This is a genomic window from Pseudomonas sp. S35, assembly GCF_009866765.1.
Lineage (GTDB): Bacteria > Pseudomonadota > Gammaproteobacteria > Pseudomonadales > Pseudomonadaceae > Aquipseudomonas.
Genome location: NZ_CP019431.1, coordinates 289,341 through 307,435, shown reverse-complemented (window position 1 = coordinate 307,435; position 18,095 = coordinate 289,341). Strand labels below are relative to the sequence as shown.

General features: G+C 62.0%; 16 protein-coding genes. 10 read left to right on the top strand and 6 right to left on the bottom strand.

Annotated elements, in window-relative coordinates; genetic code table 11:
* Positions 1-317 precede the first annotated feature (317 nt).
* Positions 318-2,387, top strand: a complete 2,070-nt coding sequence (locus PspS35_RS01365; protein ID WP_159932458.1) for a TonB-dependent siderophore receptor — start codon at positions 318-320, stop codon at positions 2,385-2,387.
* Between the two features lie 154 nt (positions 2,388-2,541).
* Here PspS35_RS01365 and PspS35_RS01360 read toward each other — a convergent pair whose 3' ends face one another.
* The 3 genes from PspS35_RS01360 to PspS35_RS01350 form a co-directional block, all read right to left on the bottom strand.
* Positions 2,542-2,757, bottom strand: coding sequence for a hypothetical protein (locus PspS35_RS01360; RefSeq protein WP_159932457.1), 216 nt, complete (start codon positions 2,755-2,757; stop codon positions 2,542-2,544).
* Positions 2,758-2,991: 234 nt separating this feature from the next.
* Positions 2,992-4,098 carry an agmatine deiminase gene (aguA, locus tag PspS35_RS01355; RefSeq protein ID WP_159932456.1) on the bottom strand — a complete coding sequence of 369 codons (1,107 nt, stop codon included), beginning with the start codon at positions 4,096-4,098 and terminating at the stop codon, positions 2,992-2,994.
* Positions 4,099-4,220: 122 nt separating this feature from the next.
* Positions 4,221-7,121 (bottom strand): aminotransferase, encoded by a 2,901-nt coding sequence (locus tag PspS35_RS01350; protein ID WP_159932455.1) that lies wholly within the window; start codon positions 7,119-7,121, stop codon positions 4,221-4,223.
* A gap of 147 nt (positions 7,122-7,268) precedes the next feature.
* Between PspS35_RS01350 and rfbB the strand changes: the two genes are divergently transcribed.
* From rfbB to PspS35_RS01315, 7 genes are read left to right on the top strand one after another with little or no spacing between them, the layout of a single operon-like run.
* Positions 7,269-8,351 (top strand): dTDP-glucose 4,6-dehydratase, encoded by a 1,083-nt coding sequence (rfbB, locus tag PspS35_RS01345; protein WP_159932454.1) that lies wholly within the window; start codon positions 7,269-7,271, stop codon positions 8,349-8,351.
* Positions 8,348-9,223, top strand: a complete 876-nt coding sequence (gene rfbA / locus PspS35_RS01340; protein WP_159932453.1) for a glucose-1-phosphate thymidylyltransferase RfbA — start codon at positions 8,348-8,350, stop codon at positions 9,221-9,223. Before rfbB ends, rfbA begins: the two co-directional genes overlap by 4 nt.
* Complete coding sequence (gene rfbC, locus PspS35_RS01335) at positions 9,220-9,765, top strand: dTDP-4-dehydrorhamnose 3,5-epimerase (RefSeq protein ID WP_159932452.1); 546 nt, start codon at positions 9,220-9,222, stop codon at positions 9,763-9,765. The genes rfbA and rfbC overlap by 4 nt, the downstream gene beginning before the upstream one ends.
* Positions 9,762-10,643, top strand: a complete 882-nt coding sequence (rfbD, locus tag PspS35_RS01330; RefSeq protein WP_159932451.1) for a dTDP-4-dehydrorhamnose reductase — start codon at positions 9,762-9,764, stop codon at positions 10,641-10,643. Before rfbC ends, rfbD begins: the two co-directional genes overlap by 4 nt.
* A gap of 36 nt (positions 10,644-10,679) precedes the next feature.
* A complete protein-coding gene (locus PspS35_RS01325) occupies positions 10,680-12,488 on the top strand; it encodes an ATP-binding protein (RefSeq protein ID WP_159932450.1) in 1,809 nt (602 codons plus the stop codon).
* Complete coding sequence (locus tag PspS35_RS01320; protein ID WP_159932449.1) at positions 12,485-13,861, top strand: sigma-54 dependent transcriptional regulator; 1,377 nt, start codon at positions 12,485-12,487, stop codon at positions 13,859-13,861. Before PspS35_RS01325 ends, PspS35_RS01320 begins: the two co-directional genes overlap by 4 nt.
* 26 nt (positions 13,862-13,887) lie before the next feature.
* Positions 13,888-14,343: a YiiD C-terminal domain-containing protein gene (locus tag PspS35_RS01315; RefSeq protein ID WP_159932448.1), complete on the top strand. Its 456-nt coding sequence runs from the start codon at positions 13,888-13,890 to the stop codon at positions 14,341-14,343.
* Positions 14,344-14,404: 61 nt separating this feature from the next.
* On the opposite strand, the gene cysQ is transcribed toward PspS35_RS01315, so the two are convergent.
* Complete coding sequence (cysQ, locus tag PspS35_RS01310) at positions 14,405-15,241, bottom strand: 3'(2'),5'-bisphosphate nucleotidase CysQ (RefSeq protein ID WP_159932447.1); 837 nt, start codon at positions 15,239-15,241, stop codon at positions 14,405-14,407.
* Positions 15,238-15,804, bottom strand: coding sequence for an ADP compounds hydrolase NudE (gene nudE, locus PspS35_RS01305; RefSeq protein ID WP_159932446.1), 567 nt, complete (start codon positions 15,802-15,804; stop codon positions 15,238-15,240). Before nudE ends, cysQ begins: the two co-directional genes overlap by 4 nt.
* A gap of 87 nt (positions 15,805-15,891) precedes the next feature.
* On the opposite strand from nudE, the gene yrfG reads away from it, so the two are divergent.
* Positions 15,892-16,554, top strand: coding sequence for a GMP/IMP nucleotidase (yrfG, locus tag PspS35_RS01300; protein ID WP_159932445.1), 663 nt, complete (start codon positions 15,892-15,894; stop codon positions 16,552-16,554).
* Between the two features lie 47 nt (positions 16,555-16,601).
* Here the strand turns inward: yrfG and lysM are convergent, their stop codons facing one another.
* The gene (gene lysM / locus PspS35_RS01295) at positions 16,602-17,042 is read right to left on the bottom strand and encodes a peptidoglycan-binding protein LysM (protein WP_159932444.1); all 441 of its coding nucleotides are present in this window, start codon (positions 17,040-17,042) and stop codon (positions 16,602-16,604) included.
* 132 nt (positions 17,043-17,174) lie between these two features.
* On the opposite strand from lysM, the gene PspS35_RS01290 reads away from it, so the two are divergent.
* Positions 17,175-18,062, top strand: a complete 888-nt coding sequence (locus PspS35_RS01290; RefSeq protein WP_159932443.1) for a LysR family transcriptional regulator — start codon at positions 17,175-17,177, stop codon at positions 18,060-18,062.
* Positions 18,063-18,095: the final 33 nt, after the last annotated feature.

The window sequence follows — 18,095 nt, the reverse complement described above, 5'->3', positions numbered from 1 at the left end:
CCCGCGGACGACTGAACAGGCCGCGGGCCTTTTCTTATTGGATGAGTCATGGCTGTTAGCCACAGGCGTTGGGCGCAATCCTAGTCGTGCGTTGAACTATGTGTCAATTTCGCGAATCGTCTGTATTTAGGCGTAATTGTTCTAAGCGAAGGCATAGGACATTTCTGAAAGCGACATTAATCCGCCTCAACCGACCCCGAAAACATATCCTGTAACATATTTCAAAGTCGATACGTTTGGTAATGGATAACGCGCGCAAATGCAAAGCATTAACATTAACGTGCTTTTCCTCCCAAACACTTTGGATACATTTCCCCATGCCTGCCCCTCGCCTGACGCCCATGACCCTTGGGCTCTCTGTTCTGCTGTCTGCCGGTTTTGCCTGTGCGGCCACCACCTTGCCCGAAACCTCGATCAGCGCCGAAGCGGACGAAGACGACCCGCGCATCAAGGAAACCAGCACCGCCACCCGCACCGCCACGCCGGTGCGATATGTACCCCAGGCCATCGACTCGGTGAAGACCGAAAGCCTGCGGTCCTACGGCACCAACGATCTGGGCCAGGCCTTGAGCGGCATCCCCAACGTCAGCAGCGGCGCCGATACGCGCTTCGACAGTTTGCGTATCCGTGGTTTCGACGCGAGCAATGACTTCTACCTGGACGGCATTCGCGACGACAGCCAGTACGTGCGCGACCTGCATAACATCGAGCGCATTGAAGTGCTCAAAGGCCCGGCAGCCGTACTTTACGGGCGAGGCGGTCAGGGAGGGATCGTCAACCGCGTAAGCAAGCTGCCCACGGCCGGGCATAAGTCGAGCATCGAGGCCCAGGGCGGCAGCAACGATATGCGCAGCCTGTATGCCGACCTGAGCACCGACCCCACCGATAACATCAGCCTGCGCCTGAACATGGGCAACCAGGACAACAACAGCTTTCGCGACGATGTCAGCGGCAGTCGCCAACTGTTTGCGCCGTCCATGAGCTGGCAGCTCACGCCTGACCTGAACTGGCTGGTGCAATACGAATACAGCCGCTACAACCGCACGCCGGATCGTGGCGTCCCCGGCGTCAACGGGCGCCCGGCGGACGTGAGCCGCAGCACTACCTATGGCGACAGTCGCGACTATATCGACGACAAAACCCAGTCACTGCGCTCCAAGCTGGCCTACGAACTCAACGACAACTGGCAACTGCGCCAGACCCTCGGCGTGTTCAAGCTCGACAGCGATTTCGACAACACCTACCAAACCGGCTACAACCGGGTGAACAACCGCGTGACGCGCCAACGCTGGCAACAGGACCTGACCACCCTCAACATTTTCAACAACGTTGAGCTCGAAGGTAGCTTCAGCACCTACGGCCTGGAACATCGCCTGCTCACCGGCGTTGAGCTGGGCAGTCAACGTCGCGACCCGAAGCTGTACAGTGCTGGCCTGAGCGTACCGGCGCTTGACCTCAACCAGCCGAATCGTCATCTGAGCCACACCGGACGCATGAGCGTGTCGAGCAACAACCACACCGAAGTCGAAAGCCGCGCCATTTACGTCCAGGACCAACTGCGCCTGAATGATCAATGGCAGGTACTGGCCGGCGTGCGGTACGACGTATTTGAAGTGAGCACCAAAAACAAGGTGCTCAACGTGCAGCAGGAGGTCGACAGCCGCAAGGCCAGCCCACGTTTTGGCCTGGTGTGGACGCCCCTGGAGCACCACTCGTTCTACGCCTCGTGGAGCAAGACCTTTTCCCCGGCGGGTGGCGGCCTGATCGGCATCACCCCGAACGCCGCCGGCAGCGTCAACGAGCTGAGCCCCGAGCTGACCAAGCAGAAAGAAATCGGCGTAAAAAGCGACTGGCTCGACGAACGCCTGAGCACCACCCTGGCGCTGTACGAACTGGAACTCTACAACCGTCGCACCGCCGACCCGCTGGACCGCACCATCACCCTGCTCAGCGGCCTGCAACGCTCGCGTGGCGTAGAGCTGACGGCCACCGGCAAGATCGTCGGCAACTGGTATGTGCGCGGCGGCGTAGGCCTGCAGGACGCAACGGTCGAGAAAGACAACAACGGCTTTGAAGGCAAGCGCGTCAGCGACGTGGCCAAGCGCAACGCCAGCCTGTTTATCACCTGGAAACCGCAAATGGGCTGGTACGCAGAAACCGGCCTGACACTGGTGGGCGATCGTTATGCCGACAACCTCAACACCGTGGTCCTGCCGGGTTATGGCAGTTGGGATGCGCTGGTCGGGTTCCGTCACAAGGAATGGGATGTGCGCGCGGCGCTGAACAACATCGCCGATAAGACTTACTACGAATCGGCAACCAGCGTGGCGCAGATTCAACCGGGGGAGCCGCGTAACCTGGTGGTGACGGGCACTTACAGTTTCTAGTTATCACGCAACCCCGTAGCAGCTGTCGAGCGCAAGCGACGCTGCGTCAGGCGCACTGCCGATTCAAGCTCGAGGCGCGGCCGACGCAGCGTCGCTTGCGCTCGGCAGCTGCTACGGGGGGTTGTGTGGTGCTGGATAAGGCGGTATCTGCGCTTCAGCTACACATCAACTCACACAGGGCGTGCAGTTCATCCTCACTGAACAACCCCACCGGGTAACGTTCCTTCATCACGCTGCGCAGATCTGGCTGCTGCCGGGCCTGCCGCGAGCCGTGTTCCTTCAACCAGTGCCCCAGCGCATGAATCGTGTCGTTGTTAACCCGTAAAGGGTGGAAGGTGCGCGTGTGGATCGGGTTGATATCGGCGTTCATTTCAGCGCTCTCTCCTACTGCTTGAGCGGCTAACTTACTCAAGGTTTATGACAGAACTGTGCAGTCATTACCTTGGGCCACTGTGGCAACACCGATACAAGAGCTATGCCAACGTCGCGTGTTTATAGGCATGTGCACACAAAAAAGCCCGAGGCCTTGCTGGGCCGCGGGCTTGCTGTAGGCGCTGACGTCGAGTAGCAACCGGTCGCTGGAAAGGCGCTGTTACAACTGCACTCAGTTTTTGTGCGGGGCAGGCTGTTGTTGGGTCAGGCAGTGGATATTGCCGCCGCCCAGTAACAGTTCACGACCGGGCACCATCACCACTTCGTGCTGCGGGAACAGGTTCTGCAGGATGGCCTTGGCTTCGCTGTCCAACGGGTCGTCGAAACTTGGCGCGATGATGCCACCGTTGACGATCAGGAAGTTCACGTAGGAACCGGCCAACCGCACGCTCGGATTACGCTCCTGGGTGCCGTCCACCGGGTCGACGCCTGCGCATTCTTCTTCAGTAGCGTGCAACGGCCCCGGAATCGGCATTTTATGCACTGTAAACGGGCGTCCCTGGGCGTCGGTATTGCTTTGCAGCACGTCCATGGCCGCGTGGCAGCGTGCGTAGTTCGGGTCTTGCGGGTCGTCGGTCCAGGCCAGCAGCACTTCGCCCGGGCGCACGTAGCAGCAGAAGTTATCCACATGGCCGTCGGTTTCGTCGTTGAACAGGCCGTCCGGCAGCCAGATGATCTTATCCACAGCCAGGTTGGCACTGAGCACCGCTTCAATCTCGGCGCGGTCGAGGTGCGGGTTGCGATTGCGGTTGAGCAGGCATTCTTCGGTGGTGATGAGGGTGCCTTCGCCATCGACGTGGATCGAACCGCCTTCCAGCACAAAACCTTCGGTGCGGTAACGCGGCGAGCGCTCGATTTCGAGGATCTTGCCGCCCACCTGCGAGTCGCGGTTCCACGGCGCGTACAGGCCGCCGTCAAAACCGCCCCAGGCGTTGAAATCCCAGTTCACGCCACGCACTTCGCCGCTGTTGTTGATCACGAACGTCGGGCCGGTGTCGCGCACCCAAGCGTCATCGCTGGACATCTCCACCACACGGATATTCGGCACGTCCAGACGGGCGCGGGCGTTTTCGTATTGGCCGGCGGAAACCGCGACGGTCACCGGTTCAAAACGCGCAATGGCCTTGGCCACCGCCACATGCGCCGCCTGCGCCGGCTTGCCGCCCAGGCGCCAGTTATCCGGGCGCTCGGGCCAGATCATCCAGGCCTGGGTCTGTGGTGCCCATTCGGCAGGCATGTGGAAGCCGTCGGCGCGGGGTGTGCTGTGCAGGGTGGTCATGGCGTTCTGGACTCCGAATGGGGGCAAAGGCCGACTTTATAACGGATAAAAATCGGCTTTAAAAGCGATCAAAAAGCATGATCGATAAATATGACAATAAATAACCGATAACAATCGATTAATTACAATTGTTCATCGAGCACCTTGGACAGCATGTCGACAAAAAAATCCACGCTACGTTTAGACGTGACCATCGGCGGCTTGATCTTGAGGATGTTCAGGTAGTCACCGGTAGGTTGCATGAAAATTCCCAACTCGCGCAGGCGGTCACACAGCAGCGTGGTCTCTGCGGTCGCCGGCTCCAGGGTTTGCCGATCGCGCACCAACTCCAGGCCCAGATAAAAACCGGAACCGTGAACCGCGCCCACCAACGGATGGCGATCAATAAGCGCTTCCAACCGCGCCTTGAAATGCCCGCCCACCTCTTGGGCGTTTTCCCACAGCTTTTCTTCTTCCATCACGTCCAGCACCGCCATGCCCACCCGGCAACTGACCGGGCTACCGCCCGACGATGAGAAGAAATACCCTTCGGCCTCCAGCGCCTCGGCGATTTCGCGGCGAGTGATCACCGCACCCAGGGGCTGGCCGTTGCCCATGCCCTTGGCCATGGTGATGATGTCCGGCACCACGCCCTGCTCCTCGAACCCCCAGAAAAAATGCCCCATGCGGCCGTAGCCCACTTGCACTTCATCCGCGATGCACACGCCACCCTGGGCGCGAACCAACCCATACACCTGCTGCAAATAGCCCGGCGGCAAAGAGATCCCCCCCGCATTGCCATACACCGGCTCACAGATGAAACCGGCCAATTGGCGCTTACTCGCGGCAATTTTCGCCAGGTTGTGTTCCACGCTTCTTACGTAATCCGGCGCGCTGTCCTGCCCACGGAATTCACCACGATAGGTATTCGGCGCGGTCACCGGGTGCACCCAATCCGGCCGGCTGCTCAGCGCCTGGGGGTTGTCGGCAATCGAGGTGGACACGGCATCCGCCGCCACCGACCAGCCGTGATAAGCCTCCAGCACACTCAACATGTCACGCCCGCCGCTGAACGCCCAGGCCAGACGGATGGCCAGGTCGTTGGCCTCGGTGCCACTGTTGACCAGGAACACCCGGTCCATGCCCGCCGGCGCCAGCGCCAGCAAGCGCTCGGAAAACTCGGCAATCGCCGCATAGTGGAACCGCGAGTTGGTATTGAGCAGCGACCACTGCCGCGCCGCCACCGCCGCCATGCGTGGGTGGCCGTGGCCCAGCACCGCGACGTTATTGAGCATGTCCAGGTAGGACCGGCCCTGCATGTCGATCAAGTGATTGCGCCAGCCGCGTTCGATGCGGGGCGGATCAACGTAATAGTGTTTCTGCGAACGGGCGAAACTGGCGTCGCGACGGGCCAGCAGGGCGTGAGGGTCCAGCTCCGGCTCGGCATCACAGGCCAGCCCCAGCAAGGTGGCGGGCGATGGGCACAAGGCTTGCCAGGCCAATGCACGGGACGGCGTGCAAAACAGCGGCGGTTCGAGGTCGGCGCGGCACAACTGCACGGTCAGCGGCGCGTGAACCTCGCCAAGCACCTGCCCTTTGACCAGCAACGAACCTGGCTTCAACACGGTGTCTATGCCCCACAACCGCACGCTCAGCTCGACCCCCTGAACACTCACAAACCCGTCGGCGTCTTGGCGCAGCGTCCCGGCGAAAGGCACCTCCAGCAACGTGCCGTGGGGTAAATGCAGCTCTACATGGAGCGCAAAAGTCTGCGGCTCGGCGGCGCTGTCCGGGCAGGTGCGCGACAACCGGTACTGGCCATACCGACTGGCCGCCAGCCCATGCACCGTTGCGGCCTCATCCAATAACCGGCGGTCGATGCCGGGCGATTCCCAGTTGCCTGCTTCGAAATGCGGGCTGAGCACGCCCAAGTCGATCAGCGCAAACTCGCGCCCCACCAGGCCGGGGAGCAAGGGCGCGAAGTCCTGGCTGGCAATCGGCGCCAGCGTCTCGCCGACGCCGGTGAGTATCGCGGCCTCCATCAGCTCAAACGAAACCGACGTCGCCACATGGAAAATTTCCCACTCGTGCTCGGCGTTTTTCAACAGGTAGGTGTTATCCGGATCCAGGCGCTGCTGCTGTTCGCTGCTCAATACCAGCACCGCCGCACGGGCGACGATCAACGGCCACAACGCTTGCAATTCTTCGCGCTGCAACGGGGTAACGGCGTGGCACGCCTGGACCGCCGGCAGGATGGCAAACGGGTCGCCCTCGGCATGGTGCAACAGCGCGGCGCACGTCACCGACAGGTCGGCAATACGCCAGGTGTGCACCAGGTCGCCGAAGTCGATCACGCCCTGCAGTTGCCAATGCCGCTGGGCATCGCGCTGCCACACCACGTTGTCATCGGTGATGTCCATGTGCACGGCCTGCCACGGCAAGCGGTCAGCCAAGGGGCGGATGCGGTTTTCTACCTGCTCGGCGACCTGCTCGAGTGCAGCGCGGTGGGGCAGGTTGTGCAGGGTGGCCAGCAGGTGGGTGATCAGTTCCCGTGCATGGCGCGGGTCCCATTGCAGGGTGCGGTCCAGGCCAGGGTGGGTGAAGTCCGCCAATGCGAGGCTCATGCGACCGCACAGGTCACCAAAGCCTGCAATCACATCGCGCCCCACATGCGGCAGATGGGTCAACGGCTGCCCGTCGATGTAGTCCAGCAGCCGCAGGTGCAGGGTTTGGCCATCGACCGCAACTGTCAGCAGCTCTTCACCGCAGAGTGCCTTGATGACCTTGGGCACGCGCACGCCCTGCAGTGTGTTGAGGGCCGCGTGCTGGGCCTGCAACTCCACGGCGGCGTAGTCGCTCCGGCAGATTTTCAGAACAAAGCGCCCCCGAGCGCTGTCGATTTTGTAATTGAGGTCTTGCTGGCTGCCCAAGGACTGCAACGTGCCGGTAAGGCCGTAATGCTGCGCAAGCAGTTGAGCCGCCTGATCGGGGCCTACTTGCGGGCAGGGTAGACTGGCGCGGTGGATCAACGTAGCGAGCAGCATGGGGGTGGTCTCGGTTTTTTTAGAGGTGTATATCGCCATTGTTCAGGGGGCTTACGCAACCCCCACACGCAGACCGCCCTGCCCAGCGCCGCAACACAGGCTATGCTCCACTCGCTAAATGTCCGACTAAGGAAAAGGGCCCCCGACATGCGCATTCTCATCACCGGTGGCGCCGGTTTTATCGGTTCTGCTTTGGTACGTCACCTGATTCAACACACCGAACACGACGTGCTCAACCTGGACAAACTCACCTACGCCGGCAACCTGGAGTCGCTGACCAGCATCGCGTCGAACACCCGCTATGAGTTCGTCCAGGCCGATATCATCGATCAGGCTGCCGTCAGCGCCGTGCTCGCGCGCTTCGAGCCCCAGGCGATCATGCACCTGGCCGCCGAGTCCCATGTCGACCGTTCGATTGACGGCCCGTCGGACTTTATCCAGACCAATATCGTCGGCACCTACAGCCTGCTGGAAGCCGCCCGCGGTTATTGGCAATCGCTCGCTGAACCGGCCAAAAGCGCCTTTCGCTTCCACCATATTTCGACCGACGAAGTGTACGGCGACCTGCATGGCGTTGACGACTTGTTCACCGAAACCACGCCCTACGCGCCCAGCTCGCCCTACTCGGCCAGCAAAGCTGCGTCCGACCATTTGGTCCGCGCCTGGCAACGCACGTACGGCCTGCCGGTGCTATTGACCAACTGCTCCAACAACTACGGGCCGTTCCACTTCCCGGAAAAGCTGATCCCGCTGGTGATCCTCAACGCACTCGCGGGCAAGCCATTGCCGGTCTATGGTGATGGTTTGCAAGTGCGCGACTGGCTGTTTGTCGAAGACCACGCCCGAGCCCTGCTAAAGGTCGTGACACAAGGCATCGTGGGCGAAACCTACAATATCGGCGGCCACAACGAGCAGAAGAACATCGACGTAGTGCGCAGCATCTGCGCCCTGCTTGAGGAGCTGGCACCGCAACATCCAGCCGGCGTGGAGCAATACACCGACCTGATCACGTTCGTAAAAGACCGCCCCGGCCACGATCAGCGCTATGCGATCGATGCCAGCAAGATCGAGCGCGAACTGGGCTGGGCACCCGAAGAAACCTTTGAAAGCGGATTACGCAAAACCGTGCAGTGGTACCTCGATAACCTGCAATGGTGCCGCAGGGTCCAGGACGGCAGTTATCAGGGCCAACGATTGGGCAATACCGACATGAGGGATCTGATCGCATGATGAAAGGAATCGTATTGGCCGGTGGCTCCGGCACGCGTTTGCACCCCATCACCCTGGGCGTCTCCAAGCAACTGTTGCCGGTGTATGACAAACCGATGATCTATTACCCGATCTCGGTGCTGATGCTGGCAGGCATCAAAGAGATCCTGGTGATTTCCACGCCGGCGGACTTGCCGCAATACCGCAACCTGCTGGGCGACGGCAGCCAGTTCGGGGTCACGTTCAGCTACGCCGAGCAGCCGACACCGGATGGGCTGGCGCAAGCGTTTCTGATTGGCGAAGCGTTCATTGGCAAAAACCCCGTGTGCCTGATCCTGGGCGACAATATTTTCCACGGCCAGCGTTTCAGCGAGCAGCTGCATGCGGCCGTGGCCCGTGGCAAGGGCGCTACCGTGTTTGGCTACTGGGTCAAAGACCCGGAGCGCTTCGGTGTGATCGACTTCGACAGCGAAGGCCGTGCCCTGTCCATCGAAGAAAAACCCGCCGTACCGAAATCCAGCTATGCGGTCACCGGCCTGTATTTCTACGACAACGACGTGATCGAGATCGCCAAAGCGGTCAAACCTTCCGCCCGTGGCGAACTGGAAATCACCGACGTCAACAACGCCTACCTCAAGCGCGGCGACTTGCAGGTGGAGCGCTTTGGACGCGGTTTCGCCTGGCTGGATACCGGCACCCACGACAGCTTGCTGGATGCCTCGCAGTACGTGCAGACCATCGAGCGCCGCCAGGGCCTCAAAGTGGCGTGCCTCGAAGAAATCGCCTACGGGAACGGCTGGATTGACCGCGATCACCTGCTGGAGCGCGCCAAATACTTCGGCAAGACCGGCTACGGCCAATACCTGTACTCGCTGGCGGGTGACAACCGGTGAACGTCGTCGAAACCATCCTGCCCGGCGTACTGATCCTCGAACCCAAGGTGTTCGGTGACGAGCGCGGTTTTTTCTACGAAAGCTTCAACGCCCGCACCTTTGAAGAGGCTACCGGGCTCAGGCGCAACTTCGTGCAGGACAACCATTCACGCTCGCAAAAGGGCGTATTGCGGGGGCTGCATTACCAACTGGAACACACCCAGGGCAAACTGGTGCGCGTCACCGCCGGTGAAGTGCTGGACGTGGCCGTGGATATCCGCCGCAGTTCACCAAACTTCGGCCAGTGGGTCGGCGTGCACCTGTCGGCGCACAACCATCGTCAATTGTGGGTGCCGGAAGGGTTTGCCCACGGGTTTGTGGTGCTGAGCGATACCGCCGAGTTCCTCTACAAAACCACGGATTACTACCAACCCAGCGCCGAGCGCAGCATCCTGTGGAATGACCCGACGCTGGCCATCGACTGGGAGCTTGGCGAGCCGCCGCAGTTGTCCGCCAAGGACCAGGCCGGCAAACGCTTGATGGAAGCCGACCTGTTCCCATGACCAGCTCTTTGAAGATCCTCATCACCGGCCAACACGGCCAGGTCGCCCAGGCGCTGCAACAGCAACTTAAGAGCCTCGGCGAGCTGATTGTGCTCGGCCGCAACGCACTGGACCTGGCCAACCCGGCACAGATCCGCGAACACGTACGCGCCCATCGCCCCGGTCTGATCATCAACGCAGCCGCCCACACGGCGGTCGATCAAGCCGAAAGCGAAGCGAACATCGCCTTCGCCATCAACGCCACCGCCCCCGGCATCCTCGCAGAGGAAGCCAAGGCCCTGGGCATCCCGCTGATTCACTACTCCACCGACTACGTGTTCGACGGCAGCAAGGCTGCGCCCTACACCGAAGCCGACACGCCCAACCCGTTGAGCGTCTACGGCCAAAGCAAGCTGGCGGGCGAACAGGCGATTGCGGCCGTGGGCGGCCAATACCTGATCCTGCGCACCAGTTGGGTCTACTCCAACCACGGCAAGAATTTCCTGCTGACCATGCAGCGCCTGCTGCAAGAGAAACCACAGATGCGCATCGTGGCCGACCAGATCGGCGCGCCGACGTGGGCCGGGACCATTGCCAGCAGTACCCGCGCACTGATCGAGCGTTGGCAGGCGTGCAAGGCCGGGGAATGGGGCGTCTATCACCTGACTGCCCAGGGGGAGACGTCGTGGTTCGGCTTCGCCCAGGCGATTGGCGAGCACCTGCGCGCCGAGGGCAAAGCCTGTGCCGAACTGGAGGCGATCCCCTCCAGCGCCTACCCGACGCCCGCCAAGCGCCCGTTGAGCTCACGCCTCGATTGCAGCCGCTTGCAGCAACAGTGGCACGTCAGCCAGCCACACTGGCAAGACGCATTGCGCGAGTGTCTTGCACAGCAGCACTAGGCATAATGCGCCTGTACCCACAGGCGCACGACTCCCATGAACCCACCCCTTCCGCGAAGACCCCGCTGGCGCAGCCTCGCCCTGCTGGCGTTGTGCCTGGCGCCGCTGCTATGGCCGCTGGAGCACTTGGCCGAGCGTTATTACCGCAGCGAACTGGCCGGGCAGAACCGCCAGACCCTCGACCTGTACGTCGCCAACCTGCTGGGCACCCTGCACCGCTATGAAGTGCTGCCGCAGATCCTCGGCGACTTGCCCGCCCTGCGCACGGTGCTGGACGCACCGAATGTCAGCACCCATCAGGTCAACGCCAACCTGCTGCTCAAGGACGTCGCCGCCCAGGCCGGGGTGGAGGTGATGTACCTGATGGACACCACGGGCAAAACCCTCGCGGCCTCCAATTGGGATAAACAGGACAGCTTTGTCGGGCGCAATTTTTCGTTCCGTCCGTACTTCAGCGAAGCAATGGCGGGCCGCCTGGGGCGGTTTTTCGGGTTGGGCACCACTTCGGCCAAACGCGGTTACTTCTTCGCCGCCGCCGTGCGCGAGGGCGACACGATCATCGGCGTGCTGGTGGTCAAGGTCGACCTGGACCACACCGAAAGCCTGTGGGGCAACACGCCAGAACAACTGCTGGTCACCGACCACAACGGCGTGGTGATCCTCACCTCACGCCCGCAATGGCGGTTCCGCGCCACGCGGCCGCTGACCGTCGAAGAACGCCAGGCGATCATTGCGATCCAGCCCTACCCGACCCGCGACCCGCAGCCGCTGAGCCTGAGCACCACCGCGTGGCTGCGCCAGTCCACCGCCATCGCCGAAACCGGCTGGAACGTGGAGATCCTGGCACCGCAATCCTTGATCAGCCGCCCGGTGCGCACGGTGGTGGCCGTGGGCGGCGCCACACTGCTGGTGCTGATGCTGTTGCTCGGTTTAATGATGCAACGGCGCCGCCATTACCTGGAACGCATTGCGTTTGAAGCCAAGGCACGTCGCGAACTGGAAGCCCGTGTGGTCGAGCGCACCAGCGACCTCGAAGGCCTGAACCGGCGCCTCAAACAGGAAGTGCTGGAGCGCGAACACGCCCAGCAGGAACTGGTACGCGCCCAAGACGATTTGGTGCAGGCCGGCAAGCTGTCGGCACTGGGCACCATGTCGGCGAGTATCAGCCACGAACTCAACCAGCCGCTGGCAGCGATTCGCAGCTATGCAGAAAACGCCGAGATCCTGCTCGACCATGAACGCACCAGCGATGCGCGGGGCAACCTCAAGCTGATCAGCGAACTGACCGGGCGCATGGCCTCGATCATCGCCCACCTGCGCGCCTTCGCCCGCCGCGACCGGCATGCGCCGGAGAGCGTGGCCCTGCAACCGGCGCTGGACGATGCGCTGGCGTTGCTGGCCAAGCGGCGGCGGTCGATGGAAGTGGAATTGATCCGCGACCTGCCGGAAGCGACCCTGTGGGTGCAGGCCGGCGAAACCCGCCTGCGCCAGGTGCTGGGCAACCTGCTGGCCAACGCTCTCGACGCCCTCACCGAAAAAGGCCCGCCGCGCAAACTCTGGTTAAGTGCCCAAACCACCGAACAGGGCGTCAACCTGTACATCCGCGACAATGGCCCTGGGTTTTGCATGGAGGCACTGGGCCGCGCCAGTGAGCCGTTCTATACCACCAAGACCCGCACCCAGGGCCTGGGGCTGGGCCTGGCGATCTGCGATACCTTGATGCGTGCCTTTGGCGGCGAATTGCTGTTTGCCAACCACAAGGAAGGCGGCGCGCTGTTAACCCTGAAATTGCGTGCCGGCTCGCCGGGCGTCAGTCTGCAACCGTCCGAGGACCGCAGTGTATGAGTATCGATAACCAGATTCAGGTGGTGTTGATCGACGACGATCCACACCTGCGTCAGGCCCTGTGCCAGACCCTGGACCTGGCCGGGTTGAAGGTCCTGCCCCTGGGCGAGGCGAGTGGCCTGACCGCGCGTTTGTCCCGCGACTGGCCCGGCGTCGTGGTCAGCGATATCCGCATGCCCGGCATGGACGGCCTTGAGCTGCTGGCCGAACTGCACGGCCAGGACCCGGACCTGCCAGTGCTGCTGATCACCGGCCACGGCGACGTGCCGCTGGCGGTGCAAGCCATGCGCGCCGGCGCCTATGACTTCCTCGAAAAACCCTTCGCCAGCGACTCGCTGCTCGACAGCGTGCGCCGCGCCCTGGCACTGCGCCGGCTGGTGCTGGACAACCGCAGCCTGCGCTTGGCCCTCAGTGACCGCCAGCAACTGAGCACGCGCCTGGTGGGGCACTCGCCGCAAATGCTGCGCCTGCGCGAGCAGATCGGCGCCTTGGCCGCCACGCGTGCCGACGTGCTGATCCTCGGCGAAACCGGCGCCGGCAAAGAAGTGGTGGCGCGCGCCCTGCACGACCTGTCGAGCCGCCGCAGCGGGCCGTTTGTGGCGATCAACGCTGGCGCCCTGGCCGAGTCGGTGGTCGAAAGCGAACTGTTCGGCCATGAACCTGGCGCCTTTACCGGCGCGCAGAAGCGCCGCATCGGCAAGTTCGAATTCGCCAACGGCGGCACGCTGTTCCTGGATGAAATCGAAAGCATGAGCCTGGATGTGCAGGTCAAGTTGCTGCGCCTGTTGCAGGAGCGCGTGGTGGAGCGCCTGGGTGGCAACCAGTTGATCCCGCTGGATATCCGCATCATCGCCGCCACCAAGGAAGACCTGCGCCAGTCCGCTGACCAGGGCCGTTTCCGCGCCGACTTGTACTACCGCCTCAACGTCGCGCCGCTGCGCATTCCGCCACTGCGCGAGCGCGGTGAAGATGCATTGATGTTGTTCCAACACTTCGCCGACGAGGCCAGCAGCCGCCACGGCCTGCCGTTGCACGAACTGCAACCGGGCCAACGGGCCTTGCTGTTGCGTCATAGCTGGCCGGGCAATGTGCGCGAGCTGCAAAACGCGGCCGAGCGCTTTGCGTTGGGCCTGGAGCTGGCGCTGGACAGCACGCCGGACAACCCCGCCAGCAGCGTGCTGACGTCCACGCCGGGCGGCTTGAGCGAACAGGTCGAGCAGTTCGAAAAAAGCCTGATCGCCGCCGAACTGACCCGCCCCCACAGCTCCATGCGCAGCCTCGCCGAAGCCTTGGGCGTGCCGCGCAAAACCTTGCACGACAAACTGCGCAAGCACGGCCTGAACTTCGCCAACCAAAGCGCTGACGACGAATGACCACGCCCACTCACCCAGAGGCCCCCATGAACCGCGACAGCCGTTACCTGGAATCCGTTCTGCACCACGACATCCCCCTGACCCGGGACATGGGCCTCAAGGTGCTCGACTGGCAAGGCGCGCAACTGCGGCTGCACCTGCCCCTGCAAGCCAATATCAACCACAAGAGCACCATGTTCGGCGGCAGCCTCTACTGCGGCGCAGTGCTGGCGGGTTGGGGCTGGCTGCACCTGCAACTGCGCGAGGATGGGATTGAAGACGGGCACATCGTGATTCAGGAAGGGCAGATCAGTTACCCGTTGCCGGTGACGCGGGATGCGACCGCGATTTGCGCAGCGCCGCAGGAGAAAGTGTGGAAGCGCTTTCTGGCCACTTACAAACGGTACGGCCGGGCGCGCTTGACGCTGCAGACGTGGATTGTGAATGAAGGCAGCGAGGCGCACGCGGTGGCCTTCACCGGCCAGTACGTCCTGCACCGCTAGAAGCCAATACACAAAAAAATGTGGGGGGGGCCCCCCTCCCACATTTTGATCTGCGGTGGTTTTAAGATCTTGCCAAGGTGAGCAACCGCTCGCGCCATGCAGCCTTCGCCGGCAGTGCCAGGAAAAACGGATTCAACAACGACTCCCTAGCCGGGTAACTGAACGGCTCGCCGCTCAACTCCAGCACCTCGCCTCCTGCGCCTTCGAGCACGCCTTGTGCAGCAGCCGTGTCCCACTGCGAAGTCGGCGCCAGGCGCGGGTAGCAGTCGGCACTCCCTTCAGCCAACAGGCAGAACTTCAACGAGCTGCCGATATTCGCCAACTTCAACTCACCCAAGCCTGCGCTCAACCCCTCCAGCAAACGCTCCTGCTCGGGGCTGGTATGGCGGCGGCTGGCAACCACGGTAAACGCCTCACCCGCCGCCGGCGCCTCGCGCACCTGGATCTGCCGGGGCGCTTCGTTCACATCGGAGCGCCAGGCGCCCAGGCCTGCACCGCCAAAGTAGCAACGGCCATTGGTGGGCATCGACACCACGCCGAACACCACACGCCCCTGCTCGATGAGGGCTATGTTGACGGTGAACTCTTCGCTGCCGGCGATAAATTCCTTGGTGCCATCCAACGGGTCCACCAACCACCAGCGGGTCCAGCCAGCGCGCACGCTCTGGTCGATATCGGCATCCTCTTCGGACAGCACCGGGATACTCGGGTCCAGCGCGGTCAGGCCATCGAGAATCAGATGGTGGGCGGCGAGGTCAGCCGCAGTCACCGGCGAATCGTCGGCCTTGGAGGTCACCGCCACATCGGCGCGCCAGTACGGCAGGGTGGCTTCACCGGCTTGGCGAGCCAGCTCGATCACAGGGGCGATAAACGGGTGGCCTAAAAACAGTTCGCTCATGCGCTAAACGCTCCACGCTGGGTCAACAGGTCTCGTACCAGGTACAACGCCGCCAAGGCGCGGCCCTCACTGAATTGCTCGTTTTGCGCCAACTGCGACAGCTCGCGCAGGTTGACCTTATCCACGCGCATCGGCTCGGGCTCATCGCCTTCCAGGCGTTCTTCGTAGAGGTCGGTGGCGAGTACCACCTGGATCTTCTGGCTCATATAGCCTGGGGACAACGACAGCTCGGTAATGTGCTCCAACTGCCGAGCGCCGAAGCCAGCCTCTTCCTTGAGCTCACGGTCTGCCGCCGCCAGCACGTCTTCACCCGGTTCGATCAGGCCCTTGGGCAAGGACAACTCGTACTCGTCGGTACCGCCGCAGTACTCTTCGACCAACAACGCATGATCTTCATCGATCATCGCCACGATCATCACCGCGCCGTAGCCAGCACCACGTCCCACCAGGCGTTCGTAGGTCCGTTCAACGCCATTGGAAAAGCGCAATTGCACTTCCTCTACGCGGAACAAACGGCTACTGGCGACGATTTCGCGGGCGAGGACGGTGGGTTTCTGGCGCATAAGCGGCTCCTTGGCGTGATCGGGTTACTATACCGTGGCTTTTCCGATTGTCTGTGTCGGATATTTCTACTTACATGAGAACGCCCCATGCCCTCTTTGCCCTGGCACGCTATCGACACCGTCCTGCTGGACATGGACGGCACCTTGCTGGATCTGCATTACGACAACCACTTCTGGATGGAGCACCTGCCCCAGCGTTACGCCGAGTTACACGGGGTGAGCCGGACCATGGCCGAGATGGAGTTGCTGCCGCTGTTCGAGCGTAACGCGGGACAGTTGCAGTGGTATTGCCTGGATTTCTGGAGCACAGAGCTGAAAATCCCGGTGCGCGAACTCAAGCTGGAAACCGCTCACCTGATCGCCCTGCGCCCGGATGCGGATACCTTCCTGGCGGCGATCAAACGTGCCGGCAAGCGGGTGATCCTGATCACCAATGCCCATCGTGATTCGCTGTCATTGAAATTGGAGCGCATTGAACTGGCGCCGTATTTCGAGCGGCTGATCAGTTCCCACGACTACGGTTTTGCCAAGGAGAACCCGCAATTCTGGGATGCCTTGCAAGCCGACATCCAATTCGACCCGGCTCGTAGCCTGTTTATCGACGACACCCTGCCGATTCTGCGCAGCGCCAGGGATTTTGGTGTGGGGCATTTGTTGGCGGTGAAAGAACCGGACAGCAAAAAAGCACCCAAGGACACCGGGGAATTTGCCGCCGTCGACGACTATCGCGATCTCATTGCCGGACTCTGAACCAATGTGGGAGGGGGCTTGCCCCCTCCCACATTTGGATCTGCGTATTACTCAGGGATACGCAGTGTCTGGCCCGGGTAGATCTTGTCTGGATGCGACAACAGCGGCTTGTTGGCCTCGAAGATCTTGTTGTACAGATTGGCATTGCCGTACACCGCCAGCGAGATTGCACTCAGGGTGTCGCCCTTTTTCACTACGACGAAACGGGCAGCGGCAACCGCCGGCCCGGAAACAGTGATCTGGTCATCCACACTCGCCACACCGGCAATATTGCCCAGCGCCAGCAGGATCTTCTCTTTCTCTTCCTGGGAGGCGACTTCACCGGTCACGGTGACCTTGTCGCCATCGACCGTGGTCTGCACATTCGGATTCCCCAGACCCACCTTCGACACGTGATCCTTCAACTGCTCACTGGCGTTGGCATTACCCGGCGTCAAAAGGTCGACAATCTTTTCGCCGGCTTCTTTGATAAAGCTGAAAATGCTCATAGTGCGCTCTCCTTGGTAGTTGTATTCCAGATGCCCAAGACTAGACCAGTCCTACAGATTTGGGTTCCAGCCCGGCCAAAGACCCAAACGCGCTAGAATCCCCCCGCCATTGGAATAAGCCCTGGAGCGAAGATGGACATCAAACAGTTGAAATTCCTCATCGCCCTCGACGAAACCCGTCACTTCGGCCAGGCGGCCGCGCGTTGCCACATCACCCAGCCAACGCTGTCGATGCGACTGCGCAGCCTCGAAGAAGAGTTGGACTTGCCCCTGGTCAATCGCGGCCAGCGTTTCGAAGGTTTCACCGCGCCCGGCGAACGCGTGCTGGCCTGGGCGCGCACGGTGCTGGCGGCGTATGACGGCTTGCAGGCCGAGGCCGCCGCCTGTCGCGGCAACTTGGTGGGCACGCTGCGCCTGGGCGTGGTGCCGCTGTCGAGCTTTGATCCGCTGGCGCTGATGCAGCAATTGCATAAAGAGCACCCGAGCCTGCGCTTTGAATTGTCGGCATTGAGCTCCGAGCAAATCCTCGAACAGCTGGCGAGCAACCGCCTCGACCTGGGCGTCTCTTACCTGGAGCGTCTGGACAACGAACGCTTCGACTCACTGGCCTTGGGCGAAACCCGCATGGGCCTGCTCTACGACCAACGCTTCTTCAGTTTTGGCGACACGCCGTTGAGCTGGGAGGCGCTGATCGAACTGCCGCTGGGCATGCTCACCAGTGGCATGCACTTTCGCCAGTCCATCGACCACAACTTCCACAGCCGCGGCCTGAACCCGCAACCGCTGCTGCAGACGGATGCCGTCCATCAGTTATTACAAGCAGTGCACGGCGGGCTGTGTTGCGCGGTAATGCCACTGGACGGCGGCCTGGATGCGCTCACCGAGCACCTGCGCCTGCAACCCATCGAGGATGCCCACACCCTTGCACGCCTAGGCCTGATCATGCGCCGCAGCGCACCGCGTTCGGCGCTGGCCGAGGCGTGTTTCGCGCTGTTTCAGAAATCGCAAAACGAGTCTTGATCGACGTCATCTATCGGCAGATCAGTACTGGCA